9 protein-coding genes are annotated in these 21289 nt (G+C 61.2%); 2 read left to right on the top strand and 7 right to left on the bottom strand.

Going from position 1 to position 21289, the window contains the following annotated elements:
* Positions 1–193: 193 nt before the first annotated feature.
* Complete coding sequence (locus tag JJD66_RS26470) at positions 194–1612, bottom strand: amino acid permease (protein ID WP_105225885.1); 1419 nt, start codon at positions 1610–1612, stop codon at positions 194–196.
* 376 nt (positions 1613–1988) lie between these two features.
* Positions 1989–6569, bottom strand: coding sequence for a hypothetical protein (locus tag JJD66_RS26465; RefSeq protein WP_200649395.1), 4581 nt, complete (start codon positions 6567–6569; stop codon positions 1989–1991).
* A gap of 183 nt (positions 6570–6752) precedes the next feature.
* Between JJD66_RS26465 and JJD66_RS26460 the strand changes: the two genes are divergently transcribed.
* Both JJD66_RS26460 and JJD66_RS26455 read left to right on the top strand, forming a co-directional pair.
* Positions 6753–9851, top strand: coding sequence for a transglycosylase domain-containing protein (locus JJD66_RS26460; protein ID WP_200649394.1), 3099 nt, complete (start codon positions 6753–6755; stop codon positions 9849–9851).
* A gap of 150 nt (positions 9852–10001) precedes the next feature.
* Entirely contained in the window at positions 10002–15119 is a 5118-nt protein-coding gene (locus JJD66_RS26455; RefSeq protein ID WP_234452346.1) for a dermonecrotic toxin domain-containing protein, read from the top strand.
* Positions 15120–15132: 13 nt separating this feature from the next.
* On the opposite strand, the gene JJD66_RS26450 is transcribed toward JJD66_RS26455, so the two are convergent.
* The 5 genes from JJD66_RS26450 to JJD66_RS26430 form a co-directional block, all read right to left on the bottom strand.
* A complete protein-coding gene (locus tag JJD66_RS26450; protein ID WP_198716583.1) occupies positions 15133–15615 on the bottom strand; it encodes a CS1 type fimbrial major subunit in 483 nt (160 codons plus the stop codon).
* A 5-nt stretch (positions 15616–15620) separates the two neighbouring features.
* Positions 15621–16379, bottom strand: coding sequence for a hypothetical protein (locus JJD66_RS26445; protein WP_054922506.1), 759 nt, complete (start codon positions 16377–16379; stop codon positions 15621–15623).
* Between the two features lie 66 nt (positions 16380–16445).
* Positions 16446–17693 carry a hypothetical protein gene (locus JJD66_RS26440; protein WP_105225881.1) on the bottom strand — a complete coding sequence of 416 codons (1248 nt, stop codon included), beginning with the start codon at positions 17691–17693 and terminating at the stop codon, positions 16446–16448.
* A 21-nt stretch (positions 17694–17714) separates the two neighbouring features.
* The gene (locus JJD66_RS26435; RefSeq protein WP_200649396.1) at positions 17715–20237 is read right to left on the bottom strand and encodes a CS1-pili formation C-terminal domain-containing protein; all 2523 of its coding nucleotides are present in this window, start codon (positions 20235–20237) and stop codon (positions 17715–17717) included.
* 112 nt (positions 20238–20349) lie between these two features.
* The gene (locus JJD66_RS26430; protein ID WP_057701438.1) at positions 20350–20850 is read right to left on the bottom strand and encodes a CS1 type fimbrial major subunit; all 501 of its coding nucleotides are present in this window, start codon (positions 20848–20850) and stop codon (positions 20350–20352) included.
* Positions 20851–21289 lie beyond the last annotated feature (439 nt).

The raw sequence follows: 21289 nt of genomic DNA, 5'->3' as shown, positions 1-21289 counted from the left end.
GCGGGGCGGCTAAACCGGCATCCCTGCCGGTTTACCCCCCAAATCCCTGTCGAATTCCGGCCAGCGTGGTTTAACGGGGCGCCTAAGATCAAAAGCAGATCAAGATCAAGAGCAGCTCGCTTCGCATCGTGGTTACCGTTGAGCTAACAGAGTTATGTAGATACCTATGGCTATCGCAGGCAAGCCCGCACATTTAAACGGAGCGGGTCGCGCCGCTATTGGCGACGGCGGGCTGCAACTTGAATACGTAGTACAACACGGTCAACAGCACCAGGAACGCAGGCCCGACATACAGCGCCACACGGGTCTCCGGGAAGTACGCCATCAGGCCCACCACCAGCACCAGGAACGCCAGAGCCAGGTAGGAGCTGACCGGGTACAGCCACATGCGGTACTTGAGGGCCGCCTGCTCCGCCGGGCTCAAGCCTTTGCGGAATTTGAGCTGGGCCAGCAGGATCATCAGCCAGGTCCAGATCGCGCCGAAGGTGGCGATGGAGGTCACCCATACGAACACCTGGTCCGGCACCAGGTAGTTGAGCAACACGCCCAGCAGTAAGGCAAAGATCGACAGCAGCAGCGCTTTACGCGGCACGCCATTGCTCGATGTCGTGCCGAACGTCGCCGGCGCCTGGCCGTTCTGCGCCAGGCTGTAGAGCATACGCCCGGTGCTGAAGATGCCGCCGTTGCAGGACGACAGCGCGGCGGTGATCACCACGAAGTTGATGATGCCCGCGGCGGTCTTGATGCCCAGACGTTCGAAGGTCATCACGAACGGGCTGCCCTGGGTGCCGATTTCATTCCACGGGTAGATCGACAGGATCACGAACAGCGCGCCCACGTAGAACAGCAGGATGCGCCAGAACACCGAGCCGATGGCGCTGGGAATGGTCTTCTGCGGGTTACGCGCTTCACCGGCGGTAAGGCCGATCATCTCGACGCCCAGGTAGGCGAACATCACCATTTGCAGGGACATCAACACGCCCTGCACACCATTGGGCATGAAGCCGCCATGGGTCCACAGGTTGGAAATGCCCAACGCCACGCCGTCATTGCCGAAACCGAAGGCGATGATACCGACGCCGCCGATCACCATTGCAATGATGGTGACGATCTTGATCAGCGCGAACCAGAACTCGAACTCACCGAACGCCTTGACCGCGATCAGGTTGATGGTGCCCATGCTGATCAGCGCCGCCAGTGCCCAGATCCAGCGTGGCGTGTCGGGGAACCAGACCCCCATGTACACCGCCACCGCGGTAATTTCTGCGACGCAGGTCACCAGCCACAGGAACCAGTAGTTCCAACCGGTGAGAAAGCCTGCCAATGGACCGAGGTAATCCTGCGCATAGCGGCTGAACGAACCGGCCACCGGGTTGTGCACGGCCATCTCTCCGAGGGCGCGCATGATCACCAGGATCGCCAGACCGCCAATGATGTAGGAGAGCATGATCGCCGGGCCGGCCATTTCGATGGCCTTGGCCGACCCCAGGAACAGCCCCACACCGATACACGCGCCGAGCGCCATCAGGCGGATATGCCGTTCGCCGAGTTCGCGTTTGAGCGGGCCGCCTTGAGCGGTCTCGCCAGGGGGCAGTGGTTTGCCGACAGGCATAGGAATACAACCTCATTTTGTTATTGGATTTAGCCACCGAGCCTGGGCGTATCCGCGGATGGGCTGATACACCGGCAGGGCCGGACTCGCCTCATGGGCAAATCCGCCTGGTGCGACTCACGCGCACAGGTCAGCGGGCGTGCAGTATAAAAAGCTAACGTCAGGTCTTTTCACTCAATAAACAGGGAAATTTGGCGATAAGCCCCGAGAAAAACCGCTTGGGCGGTGCAAGCACCAAGCGTCTAGATCGGCCTTCCCGGCGCAAAACGGCGCAGAGTATTGCATAACCGGTCAGGATCGGGACACCTGGGGGCAAGCACATGAAGGCGCGGTTCTGCACCCCGAGGCCGTTCAAATGTGGGAACCGGCGTGCCGTTCAGTCCACACTGAAAAACAAACGTCTGGCCAGCAGCCGGGAAATGCTCGCACGGTCGATGTCCAGGGTTTGCTGCACGCGCCCGGTCTGGCCGCTGCGCATTCGGGCGAACGCCTGGGCTTCAGCTTCGGCCTGGGCCTGGCGCCCCAAGCGCTGCTGCTCGGGGCTTTTGATGTGGGCGGCGGTGTAGTGATCGTCCGGGCCCAGGCGGGTTCCATAGTGAAAGTGCGCGTAACACAGCGGCTGCGCCGTTTGCGCATCCTGCACAACATAGACTTGCAGAAAATCCACGGTTTTGCCCTTGAGGCGTACGCGGGCACCTTGTCGCTGGATGCGCACCTCATTGAGCGCGTGCAGGAAATCGACATCTTCGGCCCGCGTCAGCTTGAGTTTGCTGGCCCGGACGCGGGCCTCGACACCCGCCGCCTCCAGGCGCGTCGCCGCGGCCCGCAAGTCGCTGGCCCGCACCCTGGCGTTGGCCTGCTGGGTGGCGGCCAGCCGCGAGACGTCCAGGCTGCGTAATTTTCTGTCGATATCCGCCGCCACCATACGCCGACTGTTGGCTTGCGCCACCAACAGGGCTTGCAGGGATTCGGGCTCACACCTGTCCGACATGCCTTGCACCTTCGCAATCGCGTTGTCGACGCCTGCCAACAGCCGCAGGCCCTTGTTCACCAGCGCTCCCAGTTGCGGGTTGGCCGTACGGGGTTTGGCCGGCGGTTCTACCGCTTCCCATACGCCGTCGTCGGACTCGGTGAAGGTGGCGATCACACTGCCCTTGTCGTCCACCAACTCTGCGGTGCCGGTCGGGCCTTTGACCCGGGCCACATACACATCGCGGTTGCGCGTGCGGATGATCTTTTTTTGCCGCGAGCCTGCCGCGTCTGCCTTGACCGACACCACGCCGGGGGCGGTGTCCAGCAGGTCAGCCAGTTGCTCCTCAACCTGGCGGTGCAGGCCAGACAGCAACGTCTGGAGTTTTTGCAGATTGGCCAAGTCAAAGGTGTCCGGCGCCATGGCGCGCCAGAACTGAATATGGTCGTCGGTGAGCGCATAGATGCGCCCCAGGCTTTTGAGCACTTCTACACGTTCTTCCCGCGCGATGGAAAGATGCTCCAGGTCCGACAGGGAGCGGCTGGCCCAGCGGGCACGATTGATCACCTGGTTCAAGCTGTCAAAAAACTCCGCCTCCAGCGGTGGGCCTTCGATATCAATGGTGATGCCCCACAGTGTGGTCACTTGCAACGCTTGCAAATCCAGGATCGAAGGCCGTGCAGCCAAGTCATTTTGCAGCTCGCGGGCCTTGTTGCGCCCAAAGCGCGGCACCGCCTTGAGTTGGTCAATATAGGTTTTTTCCAGCGTGCGCCAGCGAATCGCCGCCTCCTCGGCTGCCACTTGCTCACGCATGTTGCGGTCCAGGTCAGCATGGGCCTGGCGATTAAGATCGGAGCCGGCTTCGTCCTCACTCTCATCTTGCAGGACATCGAGCAGAGGGCGGATGCGCGCATTGATCTGCAGCATCTGCTCACGCGTGTCGGCATCCAGTAATTGCAGGCCCAGAATCAGCGATTCCAGCACTTCACAAAGTTCTTCTTCATACCGAGGCCGTGGCTTGATCGCACGCAAACGCATCAGCAATTGCAGCTCTTGTTGCGAGAAGGTCACCTTATTCTGCATTTCCTTGCGGTAGCGTTCCTCAAGTTGCGCCAACTGTGCCTCGGTAACCTTGCCCTTTGATTCGCGCGCCAGCTTACGCGCCACGATCATGGCTGCACCGGCCCTGTCACGTGCGCGCCCAGCATCGCGATATTGCTGTTCAAGGCTCGGCTCGGACACTTCAAGTGCCTGCAGCTCGGCTTCGAGCGCGGAATCGGCATTACCCCCTGGCAAGTGCAATCGCGCATCAAAATCCCAATACCCGTCACCCAAGGATTTCAACCAGGGACCTTTCTCGCGGCCATCGGCGCTGACGACCCGCACCGCATTGGCCTCGTCCACCACCCGGTACACGTGCCCGCGTACCAAGGCATGCCATTGCGGTGGTGAAAAGGAAGTGTCATAGACCAAACCCTGGCGCGGGCCGCTTTGCTCGGCCTTGCTCCATTCTCCGGAGAAAACCCTGAGGCTCAGGCGGCGTGCCCGAGCATTCTGCGCGGTGGTCAGGTCTTTACGCGCATTACTCCAACGGATCGGGGTGTGGAACATTGCAGGCACGGGGACACGAACGGGCACCGACGCGGCGGGCTCGGCGTGCGCCAACGGCGCAAAGACGGGGTGCTCCAGTTGCAGCGCCTGATGGGGGGCGTGGGGCGTGGCCTGGTGCGCAAGAATTGCCATCAGGTTGCTCAGTACATCCGTAACGGCTTTGTTCCTGACCTGTTCATCGTCGCTGGCCAGGTCCTGAATATCCTGCTGCAGGCTGTCGACCAATTGCACCAGCCATCCGCCCAATTGCAACGGCCCGCTGGTCAACGGCAGGACACTGGCAAACAACAGCCAACCCACCTGTTTCATATGGGCCCAGCGTTGTTCGGCGTTCGATACCGATTGCCGGTCAGCCAGGGCAACCAGAGCCTTTGCCGTGCCGTTGAACACCAGGGTGCAGGGGCCTTGCGTGCCCAACTGTTTGTGCAGTTGCGCCGCCGGCGGTTTGTCATACACGCCGAACTCATCGCCAGGCAAAAAGCGACGGATATGCGGTTCATTGAAACCGCCGTTGGCGTAGACCGCCTGGCGTGCCGGAGCGATCCAGGTCAACACGCTGTCCTGTAATGGGCCTGGCGCCTTGATGGCCTCGAACAACGCTTGGATCGAGGCGTACTCCTGCAACATCGGTTCGAGCAATGGCCGGTACAGCAGGTGCGCGCCCGCCTGCCCGGCCCTTGGGCCAATGATGAAGTGCGCGGTGACCTCATCGGCGTCAGCAGCCGCCGAAGCCTTGAACGCCAGCGGCCACAGCGCCATTACCTGGCCCTGTACCGTACGATCGGCCAGACGCGATTGCAGCGCAGCCTGCACGCGCCTGAAGCCATCCAGCGTCAGGCCGTGCTCGTCCTTGATCTTCAGTTCCAACGCCAGCATCGGCAACTGCACGCGTAATTGGCGCTTGAACAACTGCAAGCGCCGAGCGTTTTCGGTTGGATCATCCAACAGCTTTCTTTTCAACAAAGCCGGATAAGCCTGGCCGACGTCAGCCGTTTGCACACACCCGCTCAGCAGGTCGTAAGTCAACCAACCGGGCGCCGGGGCGTCGTTCAACGTGATGCTGGTGACGGTGTGCGGGAACCCGGCCAGGTTTTCCAGCGCCAGTTCGGTCAGGCTTACGGTGATCAGCTCGACCTCACCCGCTATGAAACCTCCCGGCACCGGCACTGCGGCGGCAATCACGCGTTTAAAGGTCAGCTGGACATCGGCAGGCAGCACTTTGCGTGCCGCGGGTTGAGCGTGCAGGCAAGTTTTGAGCGCGTCATCGGCAAACTGACGGATCGAGTCGATACCGTCGAGATACTGTTTTCCGCCATTTTGCTCGCGGGCCAGCACCAGGGCCTGGAGCAGGCGCGCATAGGCGATGCTGTCTTGCTCGTCGGCGTGGGCCAGCCACAGCGGCATGGCGCTGCGCAGCGCTTGCTGACGTGCGCCCAGGCTGGCGACGAACCAGCGTCGCGGATCGGTGATGTAGTCGAGCAACGCCTGATGCTGCCCCGGTGCAAGTGCCAGGCTGCGGTCAATCCGGTCGATATCGCGCAGTTGACGTGCCAGGTAGCTCGCGGCCAGGGCGTCGAACGGATCGCTGTCAACGTCCTTGGCAAACCATTGCTCTACGCGCGCGCCCTCAGCAAAAGCCGGCAACCACGCAGCGATTTCGTCCTCGTCGCGCAGCGGGTGCAGGCCACTGGCCGGACTGAACAACAAACGCTGTTGCCCGTGAATAAGGACCAGCACCGGCAGCATCTCGACGGGCGGCCCCGCCAGGTAAACCGCCTGCACGCGCAATGCATCGCCGTGGGCGCTCCACTCGTTATCCGGGCGAATCGGATGCAGCAGGGTTTTGGGGAACAGTGTGGCGAATTGCTCCTCGCTGTATCCCGGCGGCTTGGCTGAGCCATATAGCAGTGTCAGCAGGTCATCCGACAGGTAGCCCCAGCGCGTCATGTTCACCGGCAACTCTTCAGACCACCAGGCTTGCAGGCGTTGCACATAGGTCCTCCACAGCAGCGCGCCGCAACGGTTGATCAGCCGTTCCAGTTCAACCAGGCTCGGGCCACCTTCCACAAACACCTCGCGCACCCGTTGGGCGACCACGTGATAGTCCGCCACCAACAACACGGGGCCGGCGAGGGCCAGGCGTTGCAGCAACCACTCGGACAAGGCCTGGTAAACGAGGCTACCGTCAGTGTCGGAGGGCGCAGCGATATAAATCAGACCGGCCTGCCATTTGTGTTCAGCAAAATGCTGGTCAAGGTAGGCCTGGGCGCTTTCTTGCGCTACCGCCAGCAATGACGGCGGCTCGCGAAACAACGTTTCGATTTGCTCGCTCGTGATGAGGTGCTGTGAGTCGGCTGGAGGGGTGGAAGCGGTCATGTTGATACTCTGAGGGCAGTTAAAATCAAACGCTAACCGCCGCCGAGCGACCCGCTGACCTAGACAATTAACGCCTGCCATGACGCGCTGTGTGCTGCCCCGTCGACAAACTTCGTGGGCAAGGCAATTCGCGTCTACGCTTCAGACAAGTCCGATCAATCTGTAGGAATGGATCAGTCGACTATGGGCGCACTGTGGCAAACCGACTCGCACAAGGCTGAAGCCGACAGCCCGTCACCCGCCCCATTGCCGAAAAAATTCAGAACGCCCCGGCCATGGCGCCGGCTGTTCTGGCTGATCCTGCTGCTGGTGCTGCTCGCCCTGGGTTTTGCCGTGTTGCGCGAGATGCACAGCGCTCGCTGGCAAGCTCGCACCCTCAGCCAATGGGCCGCGCAGTTGACCTACCGCGTCGAACCCGGAGCCAGCGATGCGATCCTGTACCCCGGCGCCGGGCCCTTCGATCAGCGCCTGGGCTACAGCGCCCTGGGCGACTTCCTGACGCGCCTTCTCAAGCGTAATTACGTGATCGAGTCCCAGGCACGCTTCTCCGCGGCGCTGATGAACTACAGCCGTCACGGTCTGTTTATTCCCTACGCAGAAAAAATCCAGGCCGGGCTGAGCATCACCGATTGCCGCGCCGCGCCGCTGTATCAATTCAATTACCCGACGCAGTTGTATGCGCAGTTCAGCGACGTGCCACCGTTGATGGTGCGCAGCCTGCTGTTTATCGAAAACCGCGAGTTGCTCGACCCGCAGCCGGCCCAGGCCAACCCGGCGGTGGACTGGCCGCGCTTTGCCAAGGCCGCGTGGTCACAGGTTGCACGCCAGTTGCACCTGCCGGGGCAAACGGCGGGCGGCAGCACCCTGGCCACGCAGTTGGAAAAGTACCGTCACTCGCCGGACGGCCTCACTTTGTCGGGTAGCGAAAAACTGCGCCAGATGCTCTCGGCCAGCGTGCGCGCCTATCAGCACGGCCCCGACACCCTCGTCGCGCGGCAGAACATAGTGCGCGACTACCTCAACAGTGTGCCCCTGTCAGCAGTGCCCGGCCACGGTGAGGTGCATGGCATGGCCGAGGGGTTGCGGGTTTGGTACGGCGCCGACTTCAACCAGGTCAACCGCGCCCTGGCCGACACCACGAACACCGCGCCCAGCCTGGCGGCCCGTGGCCTGGCGTTGCGCCAAGTGTTGTCGCTGATGATCGCCCAGCGCCGCCCGTCCCACTACCTGACCAAGGGCCGCGATGAGCTGGCGCAGTTGACCGACAGTCACCTGCGACTGCTGGCGCAACAGGGCGTGATCTCGCCGGGATTATTGAAGGCAGCGCTGGCCAGCCAGGTCACCTACCGCGACTGGCAGCAACAACCGACCACCCAGAAGATCGAGGCCAACAAAGGCATCAGCGTGGCCCGCAGCCGCCTGGCCGCGCTGCTCGATCGCCCGCTGTACGACCTCGACCGCCTGGACCTGTCCGCCACCAGCACCTTGCAAGGCCAACTGCAGGAGCAGATTACCGCCTACCTCAAGCAACTGGCCGACCCGGCCTATGCCAAAGAGATCGGGCTGCTGGGCGAGCGCTTGCTCACCCCCGCCAGCACGCCGCAGGTGCGCTACAGCTTTACCTTGTTCGAGCGCACCGCCGACAGCGCGCGCGTGCGGGTGCAGACCGACAACACCGACCAGCCGTTCGACATCAACGAGGGCAGCAAGCTTGAATTGGGTTCTACCGCCAAGTTGCGCGTGCTGACCACCTACCTGCAAATCATCGCCGAGCTACATGAGCGCTACGGCGCATTGGCGCCAGCAGCGTTGAAAAAAGTCGAGGTCGCCGAGCAGGACCGCCTCAGCCGTTGGGCCGCGGACTACCTGCTGCAAAATCCCGGCAAATCCCTGACAGACATGCTCGAAGCGGCCTTGGACCGCACCTATTCGGCCAGCCCCGGCGAGCGCTTTTTCACCGGTGGCGGCCTGCACCGCTTCCATAACTTTCGCAACCAGGACAACGGCCGCAACCCGAGCCTGCGCGATGCCCTGCGCGAGTCGATCAACCTGCCGTTCATACGCCTGATGCGCGACCTGGTGCGCTACGTCACCTACACCAGCGCCAACAACAGCGCGCAGTTGCTCAAGGACGACAGCGAGCCACGCCGCCAGGAATACCTGGCGCAATTCGCCGACCGCGAAGGCACCGCCTTCTTGCTAAAGTTCTGGAAGAAGTACCAGAAAAAAGACACCCAGGCGCGCCTGGAAACCTTCCTCGACAGTCTGCACCCCACACCAATCCGCCTGGCGGCCGTGCACCGATACCTGCTGCCCGACGCCAGCCGCGAGAGTTTCAACAGCTTCCTGCGTGCGCGCCTGGCGGGAACCAAAGGCCAGCAGACACTCACCGACAAACGCCTCGACACGCTGTACGACAGCTACGGCCCAGGCGCCTATGACTTGCCTGACCAAGGCTATATCGCCAAGGTGCACCCGCTGGACCTGTGGCTGATGGGCTACCTGCTCAACCATCCGGACGCGACGTTCAGCGAGATCGTCAAAGCCAGTCAGTTCGAGCGCCAGGAGGTCTACAGCTGGCTGTTCAAAAGCCGCCATCAGAGCGCACGCGACGGGCGTATCCGCACCATGCTGGAGATCGAAGCGTTTCTGGAAATTCATCAGCGCTGGAAAGCCGTGGGTTATCCGTTTGACCATCTGGTGCCGTCGCTGGCGACCGCCATCGGCAGCTCCGGCGACCGCCCGGCAGCACTGGCCGAGTTGATGGGCATCATCCTCAATGACGGCGTACGCATTCCGGTGCTGCGCATCGACAGCCTGCACTTTGCTGCCGGTACGCCCTATGACACCCGCCTGATCAACGCCCCCGACCGCGCCCGCCGAGTAATGCCTTCCGAGGTGGCGAAGGCCCTGCGCGGCGCGCTCTCCCAGGTGGTCGATGCCGGCACCGCCAAACGCGTCGCCGGCAGTTTCAAACACGCCGACGGCACACCGTTGGCCATGGGCGGCAAGACCGGCACTGGCGATAACCGTATCCAAGCCATCGGTGCCGGCGGGCGCATTCTCAGCTCCAAAGCGATCAACCGCACCGCCACCTTTGTGTTTTATATCGGCGAGCGCCACTTCGGCACGCTCACCGCCTTCGTGCCCGGCAGTTCAGCGCAGGGTTTCACCTTCACCTCGGCGCTGCCGGTGCAGGTGCTCAAAGGCATGGCGCCCCTGTTGATGCCATACCTGCAAGGCAACGAGCAGAACGCCTGCGTGAGCAGCACCGGTAAATAAGCGTGCAGCGCAAAATGCGATGTAGTGGTTATGTATGCCTGGCCTTTCATGGGCGTGATTAGGGTAGGTCAGGTCATCTGACTTACAGGCAACCCAACCATGTTATTCGAGCCCCCCTACCCGCACGCTGCCAGCCACGCAGAAAAGGGTATGCATTTTGATTTGATCCAGCGTTCAGTTCCCGAATGGCTCAGCACCAGCACACTCACCCGCGTACGCGCATTGCAGGCCGCCAGCCCTTTCGTCTATACCCGACTCAAGTCGACCGTTCCTCTTGCAGACACGGTGTCCAAGGACGCCCTGGCCAAGCAATGGACCGCCAGGAATGATCTGGATGACCATTTCAAATACCTGAAGGACGTGTACGCATTCGCCGAGCCCCTGCTAAAAAATGCCCTGCGTGAATACGGCAACATTGATGTAAAAAATACGTTTATCCGGCTTTATGCGCCCGCCAAAAACAGCTGGTGGGTCATCGAGGCAAACAAAGGCGTGACCAGCCGCACCGTGTCGTTACTGGATGCCGCACTGCATAACTTTAGCGCCAACGAGCAGTTCGCCGACTATGCGTTCCTGGCCAAAGCCGACGCCCTCGGGCAGCAGAACATCCTGACGTTCACCTCCAGCAGCAGTGGCCAGCCCCTGACCGCGCAAGGTTTCAAAAGCCTGTGTCGCACCCTCGATATCGGCCGGCAGTATCAGACGCGCTTATTGAAAATCCTGGGTTTCGACAATCAGGTACAGGCCGATAAGTTACGGCTCAAGGTTATTGCCTGCGACAAGGCTTCACTGAAGAACGCCGCCTGCATCGCCTGGTCGCAACAGCACCTCCAAGCGGATGCCCGACGCCTGATTCTGGATATCGTTGAGGGCAAGCCCAAGCCGACGCTGGATGGCATCGCGGTGGCGTATTACAACCTGAGCCTGCTCAATGCCCGCCTCAGCGGTATTGTGCTGATTGCCGCGCCACAAGGCCACGACAAGCACATCGAACGCCTGATCGCCTACGTGCCCGAAGACCCCGAGCACCCGTTGAAGGAGTACGCTTCGCCGATCGAACTCATGAACGAACTGACACGCCAGCTGCGCGACAGCACTTCAACCGGCGAGGCAACCGCTCAACCCTCTTACCGGCAGTTTTTCAGTCAATTCATCGACCATAAACAACGTGGGCATTTTTTTGCCGAGCTGCAAAATCGTCTGTTCAAGGTGCAATGGCATCAAAAGAATCGCACCGACAGCGGACCCACTTGGCGAACCATCGCGATCGACACGCCGCAGTTACACTTCAGCGTGCAAAACATCTTCGACGACCATCACAACCGCCCGCCCACCGGCCATTCCGAACCCGATACGCTGTGGCATTACCTGTACCGGGTCAAGGTCAATAAAGTCGTCAACGACAGCCGTGAGCTGGCCATCAGCACCGCCTACGCCGACCTGATGGCACGCTGGGCCTGGTGGGACAACCTGGGCAAGATCCTTTCGGATATCTTCAATGCCGCGTTGCTGGTGGTCACCCCGTTCGTGCCGTTCCTGGGAGAGTTGATGCTCGCCTACACCGCCTACCAGGTGGCCAGCGATGTCTTCGAAGGGATCGTTGACTGGGCGCAAGGCCAAGGGCTGGAGGCCATCGGGCATGCCATGGATGTGGTGGAGGCGCTAGTGCAAGCAGGCATTTGGGCGGGGGCCGGCAACATCGGCCAGGCCATCACCCTCAAGCTGTCGCCCTTCGTCGAGGGCCTGCACCCGGTGACACTGGCGGGCGGTGAACATCGCTTGTGGAACCCCGACCTTTCGCCCTATCAGCAGAACATCAGCCTGCCCCAAGACATCACCGCCGACGCACAGGGCTTGTATCAGCACTCACAGAAACACTGGCTGGCCCATGGGGGCGAACACCTGCATGTCAAACCTGACCCGCATCTGCCCCTGCATCGCATCGTGCACCCCAGCCGGCCAGATGCTTATCAACCCAAAGTGCACGTCAACGGCACCGGTGCCTGGGTGCATGAAGGTGAACAACCGCGCAGTTGGAATGATCACACGCTGATGCGCCGCATCAGCCCCGCGGCCCGTTCGCTCACTGCCGAGCAGCTCGAACAGGTCCGTGTCACCAGTGGCAGCGAGCCCGATCATCTACGCCACATGTACGTGCGCAACCAACCGACCCCGCCACTGCTGGCCGACAGCCTCGAACGCTTTCGCGCCGGACGGTTTGCCGAAGAATCGGCCGACAAGATACGCACAGGCCAGACACTCGAACCCTATTCCTACTGGTTCGAACAGGCCGTCACCGACCTGCCCGGCTGGCCGTCAAGCAAAGCGCTGGAGGTGTTTTACAACAGCGACCTGAGCGGCGAGTCGCGTAAATACGGCGATGGCGCCGCAGCACCCGCCGACACCCTGCGTATCAGCCTGGCCGACGTAATGGCTGCCAAACTGCCGGAGCGCGTGCTGGGTTTTCTCGACGAGCAGCAGGTCAATACGCTGCTGGGCGAAACCCTGCCGCAGGCCGAACAGGCCCAGGCGTTGCGCAATAAACTGGCGGACTACGTCGACGGCTTTGGTGGGCACCTGGCCAAAAGTTACTACCAGCTAGGCCAAGTCAGCAGCGACCCGCATGTAGCCCTGTTACGCCAGAGCTTTCCCGAGCTGGCGCTGAGCAATGCCAACGCGTTGCTCAAGCAGGCCTGGCCTGAAGAAACCAGGGTGATGACAGAGGAACAGCGCCTGCCCCTGCGCCTCAGAAGTCTGGCTCGGGAGTTGGACTTCGACAGCCAGGCCTGCCGTGCCGTCGAAGGGCTTTACCCGCCCCGGCAACCCTCGGCGCAAAGCGAGCGGTTGGTGCTGAACACCTTACGTCTGCACAGCGACGTCTTCAGCGGGCTGAAAATCGACATACGTGACAACAGCCCCACCGGTCCTTTGCGCTGCAGTGTGGGCGAAGCCGACGCGCTCCAGACCCACACGCTGGTGCGCAACGCAGACGGAAACTATGCAGTGTTCGACGCCGATGCCAAGCCGTTGAACCCTGCCACCACGCTGTACGAGTGCCTGCTCGAGACCCTGACGCAAGACCCGCAACGCACGCCGCCCTACGCGGTTGGCGAAGGTGAGCAACTGCGCCAATGGGTAATCGAACACAATCAGGCACCGGCCGAGCGACGCCTGGCCTTGGCCGAAACGCCGGTGCGGATGCGGCCTGACCCTGAGACCGAAGTACTCCTGGGCGGCGGCGCATCCTGCAAGATGTCTCACACGGACAGCTACGATATGCAGCCCAAAACCATTGAAGAGCGCATCAAGCAGTTGCTGCCCGCCATGAGCAGCGAAGCCGTTCGACGCTTATCGATCACGCTGGGTACAGCCGAAGGCGAGCAGACACTGGCGCAGATGGAGTCGCAAAAGCAGCAACTGTTCCAACAGCTCGATGCCTACATCAAAGGCCCGACACGCTGGGAAACCACCCTGCTGGAACCGGAAGTACGCAAACGCCGTGGGATAGTCGCCAGCCGCCTCTACGACGGCTGGAGCAATGGCCTGACGGTTCACTTGGACGAAAGCTTCGAACATCGGGGTGGTATCGCTCTCGATTTGTTCAACACCGCCATGCCCGACGAACTGCCCACCCTTAATGTGCCCCTTAACCACATCAGTGACCTGGACTTGCGCGGTTGCGATTTTTTGGATCGCCACGCCGCCTTTCTCGACAACTTCCCGCACCTGCGCGACCTGGACTTGAGTCATAACCAGCTCACCCAGTTGCCGGCGAACCTCGGCAAGCTCAAACGCTTGCGACGCTTGCATCTGGAAGGCAATGCCCTGGTACTGGACGATGCGGCCATAGCAACACTTGGACGGCTCAAGCGCCTCAAACAGCTTGAAATGGCCGGAAACCCGCTGGGGCGCGCGCCGGATATCAGCCAAATGCCGGCCTTGACCTGGCTGAACCTGCGCAATACACAAATCAAGGAGTGGCCTGCCGGGCTGGTGGGCCAGTCCCGTGCGCGCGGATTCCAGCTGGACGTGAGCGAGAATGCGATCACCCAGTTGCCCCACGTCACTCCTGGCTCGGATGACGCCGACATCATCGCCCGCACGCGGCTGGACCAGCACCGGCTCACATCGGATTTTCAGGACCTGCTCGCCGAATATCGCGAATCGGTGGGGTTGGACCCGCTACGCGCCTATGCCCCTAAAGGCGAGAGCGAACCCTGGCTGACCTACCTCAAGCCAGAAAAGCGCGAGCGCTATCGACAACTGTGGGATGAAGTTGAAAAGGAACCCGGCTCCCAGGGCCTGTTTGAAGTGATCAAATCCCTGGAGGAGCCGGATGAGTTTCAAGCTGACGAAGATCGCCTGGCCTACCAGAGCAATCACCCTGAGCTGAGCCGGCGGGTATGGCGCCTGCTGCGGGCGGTCGAAGCCGACAGCGACCTGCGCGAGCGCGTATTCAAGGACACCCGCTACCCCGGATTATGCCCCGACGCCGGCGCGCTTATTTTTCAGAAACTGGGCGTCGAAGTGCTCGCCAGCGAAGCCCATAGGACCAGCACATCACCCGAGGAACTTGAGGCCCGCCTGGCGGTGCTGGCCCGTGGCGCCGCGCGCGATGCTTACATGGGCAAAGCCATTGGCGAAGACATCGCCCACCGCCTCAAACCCAAGGATCAGGGCGGGCTGGGACAACGGCTATGGTCGCAGGTCATCGACGGCGAGCATGGGGAAGTCGACGAGGCCGGTATTCATCTGGCCTATCGCAGTACGCTGGCAGACCGGCTGGATCTACCGTGGCTGTCCACCCATATGACTTACCGCACACTCGCTGACGTAACCCCGGCGCAGATCGAAAAGGTGGCCGCCGCGGTAGCCCGGTTGGAAGAAGGTGATGGGCTGGTGAATCAGATGCTTTTGGACAAAGGTTGGGAGCGTTACCTTGAGCAGCAGAACCCCACCGCCAAATGGAACAATGACAACACCTTCGACCTGAAGTACCAGCAGCTCGATGAATTACAGGCGCTGCAAGCGCAATACGCTCAGGCGCAGGACCTGCCGCAAACCGATCGGCAAGCGCTGCGACTAAAACTGCGCGACCTTGCGCAGGCCCTGGAGTTGGACGAAGACAGCGTGTTGTCCGGCAACCCCATGAGTGCCGCCCAGTACGATGCCACGCTGAACGAGCTGGGGTACCGTCACAACCAGTGGCTGCGAGACCTGACTCATGCGGCGCTGAACCGGGCCGGGACACGCAAGAACCGAGGGTAATGGGCCCGAGCGGTCAAGGCGCCAGAAAATCAAACATCAGGTGCACCGTGCCGTAGTAGGACCCGCCCTGATATCCACCCTGCGGCTCGATCGGAGTAATCTCCAGCTCGACGCGCCGGCCCATGCCCGCCTCGTCAGCGCTGAGTATCTGGGTCGAGTCCAGGGTAAGGGGCACCCGGTTGAACAGCACGCGCAAATCAATACGGTCGCGGCCGCTCAACAGGTAGGGCACGTCCCCCAGCCGCGCAGCTACGCCGCCATTGAGGTTTTTCACGTCGAAGTTCTTGCGCAGGCGCCCGAGCCTGGAGGTCGCCAGGTCCCATGCCAGCAGTTGGTCCTGCGCCATCCAGTCGGGTTCGGAGGGCAGCACATAGGCTTCGTGGATCGGAATGGTGACCGACACATCAAAACTCTGGCGCTCCTGAAACGCCTGTACCGGCGCGCCGATGAATAACGTTGCGACCAGCCCCGCCCATACCGTCAGTTGCTTGAACATTGTCATCACCCGTTGCTGTTGACCGTCATCGGTGTTTTGTCGCGGCCTTCGATCATCTGGAAGCGGTATTCACGTCCGGGCTTCTTCTCAAGCTGCCATTGGCGCCCCGGCAGAATGTGGTGCTTGGTGGTGGCTTCGCAGTCGGTTTTTTTCGCCGCTGAACAGTCCCGGAACTCATCGAGCACCACCACGCTGTTGCCGGCGTTGCGCAGTGTGTACTGGTCGGCGGTCTCGACGACCTTCGTATCGAAGCGGGTGTCCTTGGGCCGCACGAAAAACACCGTGCCGTAACCGGCCATGACGTTGACGCCGGCGGCGAGATCTTTTTTGTACTCGTCGCGCTCGGCGTCGGTCACGGCGAAGTCGTCTTCCTTCTCCGGCACCACCGGGATGAAGCGCACCCGGAAGTAACGCTCCTTGTCGCGCTCGCCCATGTACAGCAAGCGAGTGCCCTGGCGCCCGCCCGCCGGAACAATCAACCGCGCCGGGCTGGCCATCAGGCCGTCGCGGCTGGTGGCGGCGCCCTTGTCATCCGTCAGGGAGGCCACCGGGATTTCCCTGGACGTGCCGTCGGCGTTATAGACAATTTCCAGCACATTGACCTTGATAAAGGCGGTGCTGGTGCCGCCGTTGAACACCCGCTTGAGGTAAGAACTGCGGTCGCCCTCCAGGTAGTCATACACCACGCCGACATTGATCGCCGGCCCGGCCTGCGCCGCCAATGACATCAGCAACAGCCCAGCCCCTAACACTGCATGTTTCATGTTTGATTACGCCTTATTGATTGAACGCGGCCCACCACAGGGAGCCGATATGCGAGCCGGGCTCGCCTAGACTTCCGAATCCCAGATCACCGTGGCCACGCCGGAATAGGTGCTGCCGGGTTTCTTGAGCATGTCGGCGACGTCATCCTTGCCCACCTCGAAATGCAACTTGCCCTCGCGGTTGTTCACGTACTGCAACGGCTGGAACAGTTCGGTGCCGACGCCGTCGAGGCGCAGGGGCAGTTTGTTCACGCCCTGGTCGTGCTGATCACGCAAGCCATAGGGCAGGCTCACGGCGACTTGAAGCGGCACTTCGTCACCGTCGTTGTTGCGCAGGCCGCAGGTGTTGCCGATCACCAGCCCGCATTCAAGGGTCATCTTGAAACGTGAGCTGGCGGAGATTGCGAATGTCTGGTCACGCCATAGCCGCGACGGGCGCCGCCCCTGGTTGAGCCAGGCTTGCCAGCCGCCTTCGGGTAACAGCTCGATGCGATTGCCGCCCGCCGGCAGGTCAATCTTGAGCACGTGCTCCACCGACAAGATGAAGTTGAAGGTCAGGGTGTTTTCGTCGGGGATCATGGTGGTGCCGAAATCCATATCGCCGCCCGGGCCCATGGTGTAAGTGATGGAACCCTCATAAGTACCAGCGTCCATACCCAGAGGGTTTGGTGTCTTGAGTTCGTAGCCGTACTCAAGCGTGCTGTAGCTCATCCGCCCGATTTCCATACCATTTGTAACGCTGCAGGCTCCGGCGTTCTCTGGAACGATCCAGAAAAAAAGCGCATACGCTTGTCCCGCCGCCATGTAATTGATCGGCAAGCACGGTGCCGGCGCCCCTCGCCAATAAGTGTTCCAGCCCACACCTGGCGTGGCCCAGCCGGACACACCCGGTGGATAAGAGACATTCCACCGTCCCCCAATACCTGCAATGCGCATCTGTACCGTCTCCGCACGACCGGTGACGGTATGAGTCACTTGCAGATCGCGAAATGCCGAGGGCACCTTGAAATAGGCGCTCTGGCGCGGATCCTCCGGAAACGCCGGTATCGGCCCATTGGAATAGGCCCGGAACGAACTGTTACGGATACTGAAGGTATTGACCGCCTCGCACCTGGCTGGAACGTGCCAGGGACACAAGCCACTTTGCGGCGTGGTATTGACGAATTTATTGCTCGTTGGGTTGGCCGGATCGGGGCGAAACACCGCCGTGATCTGCTCGACGATAGCCAGGGCCGGCAAGCTGTAGGTAGCGCCCAAAACCAGCGCGAATGCACAGAGCCCCAAGCGTTTTTTCATTGCGGTAATCAAGGTCATGAACTCCCGTTTCAACCGCCGTCAACCGGCGGTTTCGCCCTTGTGGTTAGCTTCGGCCAGCGTGTCCGGTGTGCAGCGCAGATCACCGATCATCAGCACGTCGTTTTCATCCGGCGCAGTGCTCGGGTCCAGGCGGAACTGGCAGAGCAACTGGTTCTGGTAGCGCACCTGCAGGGTCGGCGCGCTGGCGCTCATCTCCATGGAGAAGAACCCGTCCACTTCGCTGACCCCACGGCTGGCGTGATTGATTACGTGATGGCCTTTAAGCGGCGCGCCGCGTTCATCCAGCAGGCGGCCGAGTACGGTGACGGTTTTCATCACGGTGATCTTGCGGTAGTCCACGCCGCCCTTGTTCAGGTGGTAACTGGAGCGTGCGGGCTGGATGTTCGCCGCCGGCGGGTGGTTGCCTTCGAAGTCGAAGCTCACGCTGCTGCTCTTGTAGGCCGAGACCGGCACGTAGTTGCGCCCCGGACGCAGTACCGCGCTGCCGCCGCCCAGGTCGTCGGCGCGCAGGGCGATCTCGTCGAGGTCGGTTTCCACATCGATGATCATCCCCGCGCCGTTGCCCTGGTACTGGCTGCTGAGCAGCATTTTCCCGGCGCCCGCGACGAAGGTGCTGTTGAGGTTCAAGCCACCACTGAAATCGCCATTGAAGGAGCTGCGCTGCACAAAGCCGTCGCCGCTGACCACGTCGGTACTGAAGTTGGCCATGCCTGACAGGCCGACGCCGTAGGTATCAGTGATCGCCGTGGCCGAGACACTTTGCAGCACATGGTCGGTGAGGTTCTGGCGATACGTGATCGACGCATTGTTATCGCGGCCGCCATCACGGGCGGTGCGGGTGCCGATGCTGCCGGAAATCTGTCGGCCTTCGCTGCCCAGGTTCACGCTCAGGCTCACATCCACGCCACGGTTGCGCTGGTCATTGGTGCCGGCGCTGCCGGGGCGGTCGAACACCGAGAAACGCCAGTTGGCATCACTGCCGAAAAAGCTGTCGTGACGGCTCCAGCCCAGGTCCAGCCCCGCACCTTCTACGTTGCCTTGGCTGTGGGACACCCGCATGTTCAAGGTGTTTTTCGCATCAAGGCGATGGTTGACCGACAACGCCGAATTGCTGGCCTGGCCGACAAAGGTGTTACGCCGCAGGCGCGTGCCGTCGGGCAGGGTTTCGTAGGTGTCGCGGGTGTCGAGCCAGCTGCGGTTGTGACTGAACACCAGGTTGGTCGCGCCGAAGCTGTAGAGCCCTTGCAGGTCAAGGCCGGTGCCATGTTCACGGGTTTGATAAACATTGGCATAGAGGCTGGTGTTGTCGGCAACGGTCCAGTCCACCGAGCTGCCATATTGCAGTTGCTCGCGCACCTGGCGGGCCGACAGGCCAAGAATCACCCGTGGGTGCAGCAGGTAATTGAGCGACGCGCCGGCCGTCACCGCACCCGAGGCTTGCTCGTCCCAGTTGCTGAACAGCTTGGTTTCGCGCCCGGCGAACAGGTTGTAGCGCCAGCGGTCTTCGGCGTTGCGCCAGTTACCGGGTTTGTACACCAGCTCCTGGGTAGTGCTGGTGGTGAGGCCGTCTTCCACCAGGCGTACTTCCACTTCATAGATACCGCCGGGCAGTGGCCGGGTGTCCAGCGTTTGCAGGCCGGCGGCCACGGCCTGGGTGTTGATCAGCAAGCCGTTGCGATAGATCTCTACCGCTGCCTGACGGTTGGCGGTGACGTAGATCGGGTAAACGCTGGGCTTGGGGTTGTTGATCGCCAGGCTGTCGGAACTGCCGTACATGATGCCCAAGGCGGTGTCAGGGCTGGCGCCGAAGCTGCGCAGTTGACGGGTCAGGCCATCGGAATTGGGGGTGAAGTGGCCAAGGCGAAAAAACTGCCCCTCCAGTTCACGCTGGGTGTACAGCTCATGAATCGCGTGGCGCATGGGTTGGTCATTACCGCTCTGGCGCGCCAGTTGCAGGTTGAACACCTGGCTCCAGTTGCCCACGCTGGAACTGGCTTGCAAACCATAACGGCCGCCGAGGCTGTCTTGCTGACCGCCATTGAGGTTGAGCTGGTTGTTGATGATCAACCCCAGGCTGCCGCCGTCGGGCTGGTCGTAAAAGCGCGGGGCTTCGCTGCTCAGTTCAACGTCCTGCGTGAGGATCGATAACTGGGAGCTTTCCAGATTGTAGTAAGCAGAGATCATCTTTTGCGGGCAAGACTGGGTGCAGGCGCCCAACGCCACGCCTTTTTCCAGCAGACCTTGCCAGGTGTCGCGGGTGGCAGCCGGCACCTTGCTGTCGCCGGTGTCGGTGAATTCGAGCAGGGTGACGCGGTCGTCCCGGGACAGCACGATCAGCGCTTCGCCAAGCAGTTGGTGGTCCAGGTCTACGCGCACCGCCAGGGGTACATCGAAAAAGTGATCGGCAAAGCCTGCGGGCAAGCCTTGGGCCTGAGTGATCAGGCTGCCGGGCGTGGCTGCACCGGAAGCAGCAGGTGCCGCCAGCGCACTCGTACATATCAGCAGCGCAAGCGCAGCCGCGATAGGCGTCATCGGGAACATGAACGGATACTCTGAATGCCAGGAGACCAGAATCGAAAACCAGGCCGGCGAACGGAGGAGGAATTCGCCGACCTGAAAAGTCATGCCCGCGCCAAGCGGGCATTGATTGGCATCAAGGCCCTACTGGCAGTACCGCGTCGAAGACCACTGGCATCACGGAGGTGTACGAACCGCGCTGCGTCGCCGAAGGCTTGGCTGCGACGATGCGCATCTCCGCACCTACGCCTGGGGTGGAGTCGGCTTCGTTGACCACTTCCTGTGGGGTGCCGGTCAGGGTCACACCATTGAGGGTGGTGGTGAGCGGGATGTTCTGGCTTGGGTCACCGTTGAACAGCACGGCCGGGCCGCCTTCGATGTAGGCGTGAACCGAACCATTGGTGTTCTTGATGTCGTAGATGGCGCTCAACGGCGCCAGCTCACCGCTGACCAGGTTGTAGGTCATGGTTTCATCGCGACCCCAGTTCGGGTCACGCGGCTGGGCGTGGAACACGGTAGTCGGGATGGTGGCCTTCATGTTGACGGTGTGGCTGGCTTCACCGGCAGCAAAAGCTGTTACCGAGGAGGACAGCGCCATAACAGCCAGGGGAACAGCAATCGCGAACTTCTTGAACATGGTCAATACCTGTAGTTATCAACATTGAGTGATTCGTCGCCAAGTAACCGCCTTAACAACGAACGCGCTGCCGTTAGTTGCAACGCCAAACAATGATCAACTCAAAATAACAGTAGGTATGCAGGCAACCTCTCACACCTGCGTAGCCCTATTAATCAGGGATTGAGAGAAAAACATGGCACTTTGCCAAAACTTTCAAAGTAGCTGTAAGAACAAGACTACAACACAACAAACAGGGCCAACCAAAAGAACTTTCGCTCAGAAAAATACCACAAACTATCTGCCGGACCTAAACTTAACTGAGTTTAAACTCTGGGCGGTTGCAGAAGCTGAGTGCAACACGGTTATTGATTTGAAGCTGGAGCATGATGCCGCATAGCCATGGCTTCCTGCATCACCTCGCCCATGACTTCGATCGGGCACTTGAAATCGAAGCGTT

The sequence above is a fragment of the Pseudomonas sp. MF6751 genome, from assembly GCF_016613265.1.
GTDB lineage: Bacteria > Pseudomonadota > Gammaproteobacteria > Pseudomonadales > Pseudomonadaceae > Aquipseudomonas > Aquipseudomonas fluorescens_BV.
This window is presented reverse-complemented; position numbering and strand designations above follow the sequence as displayed.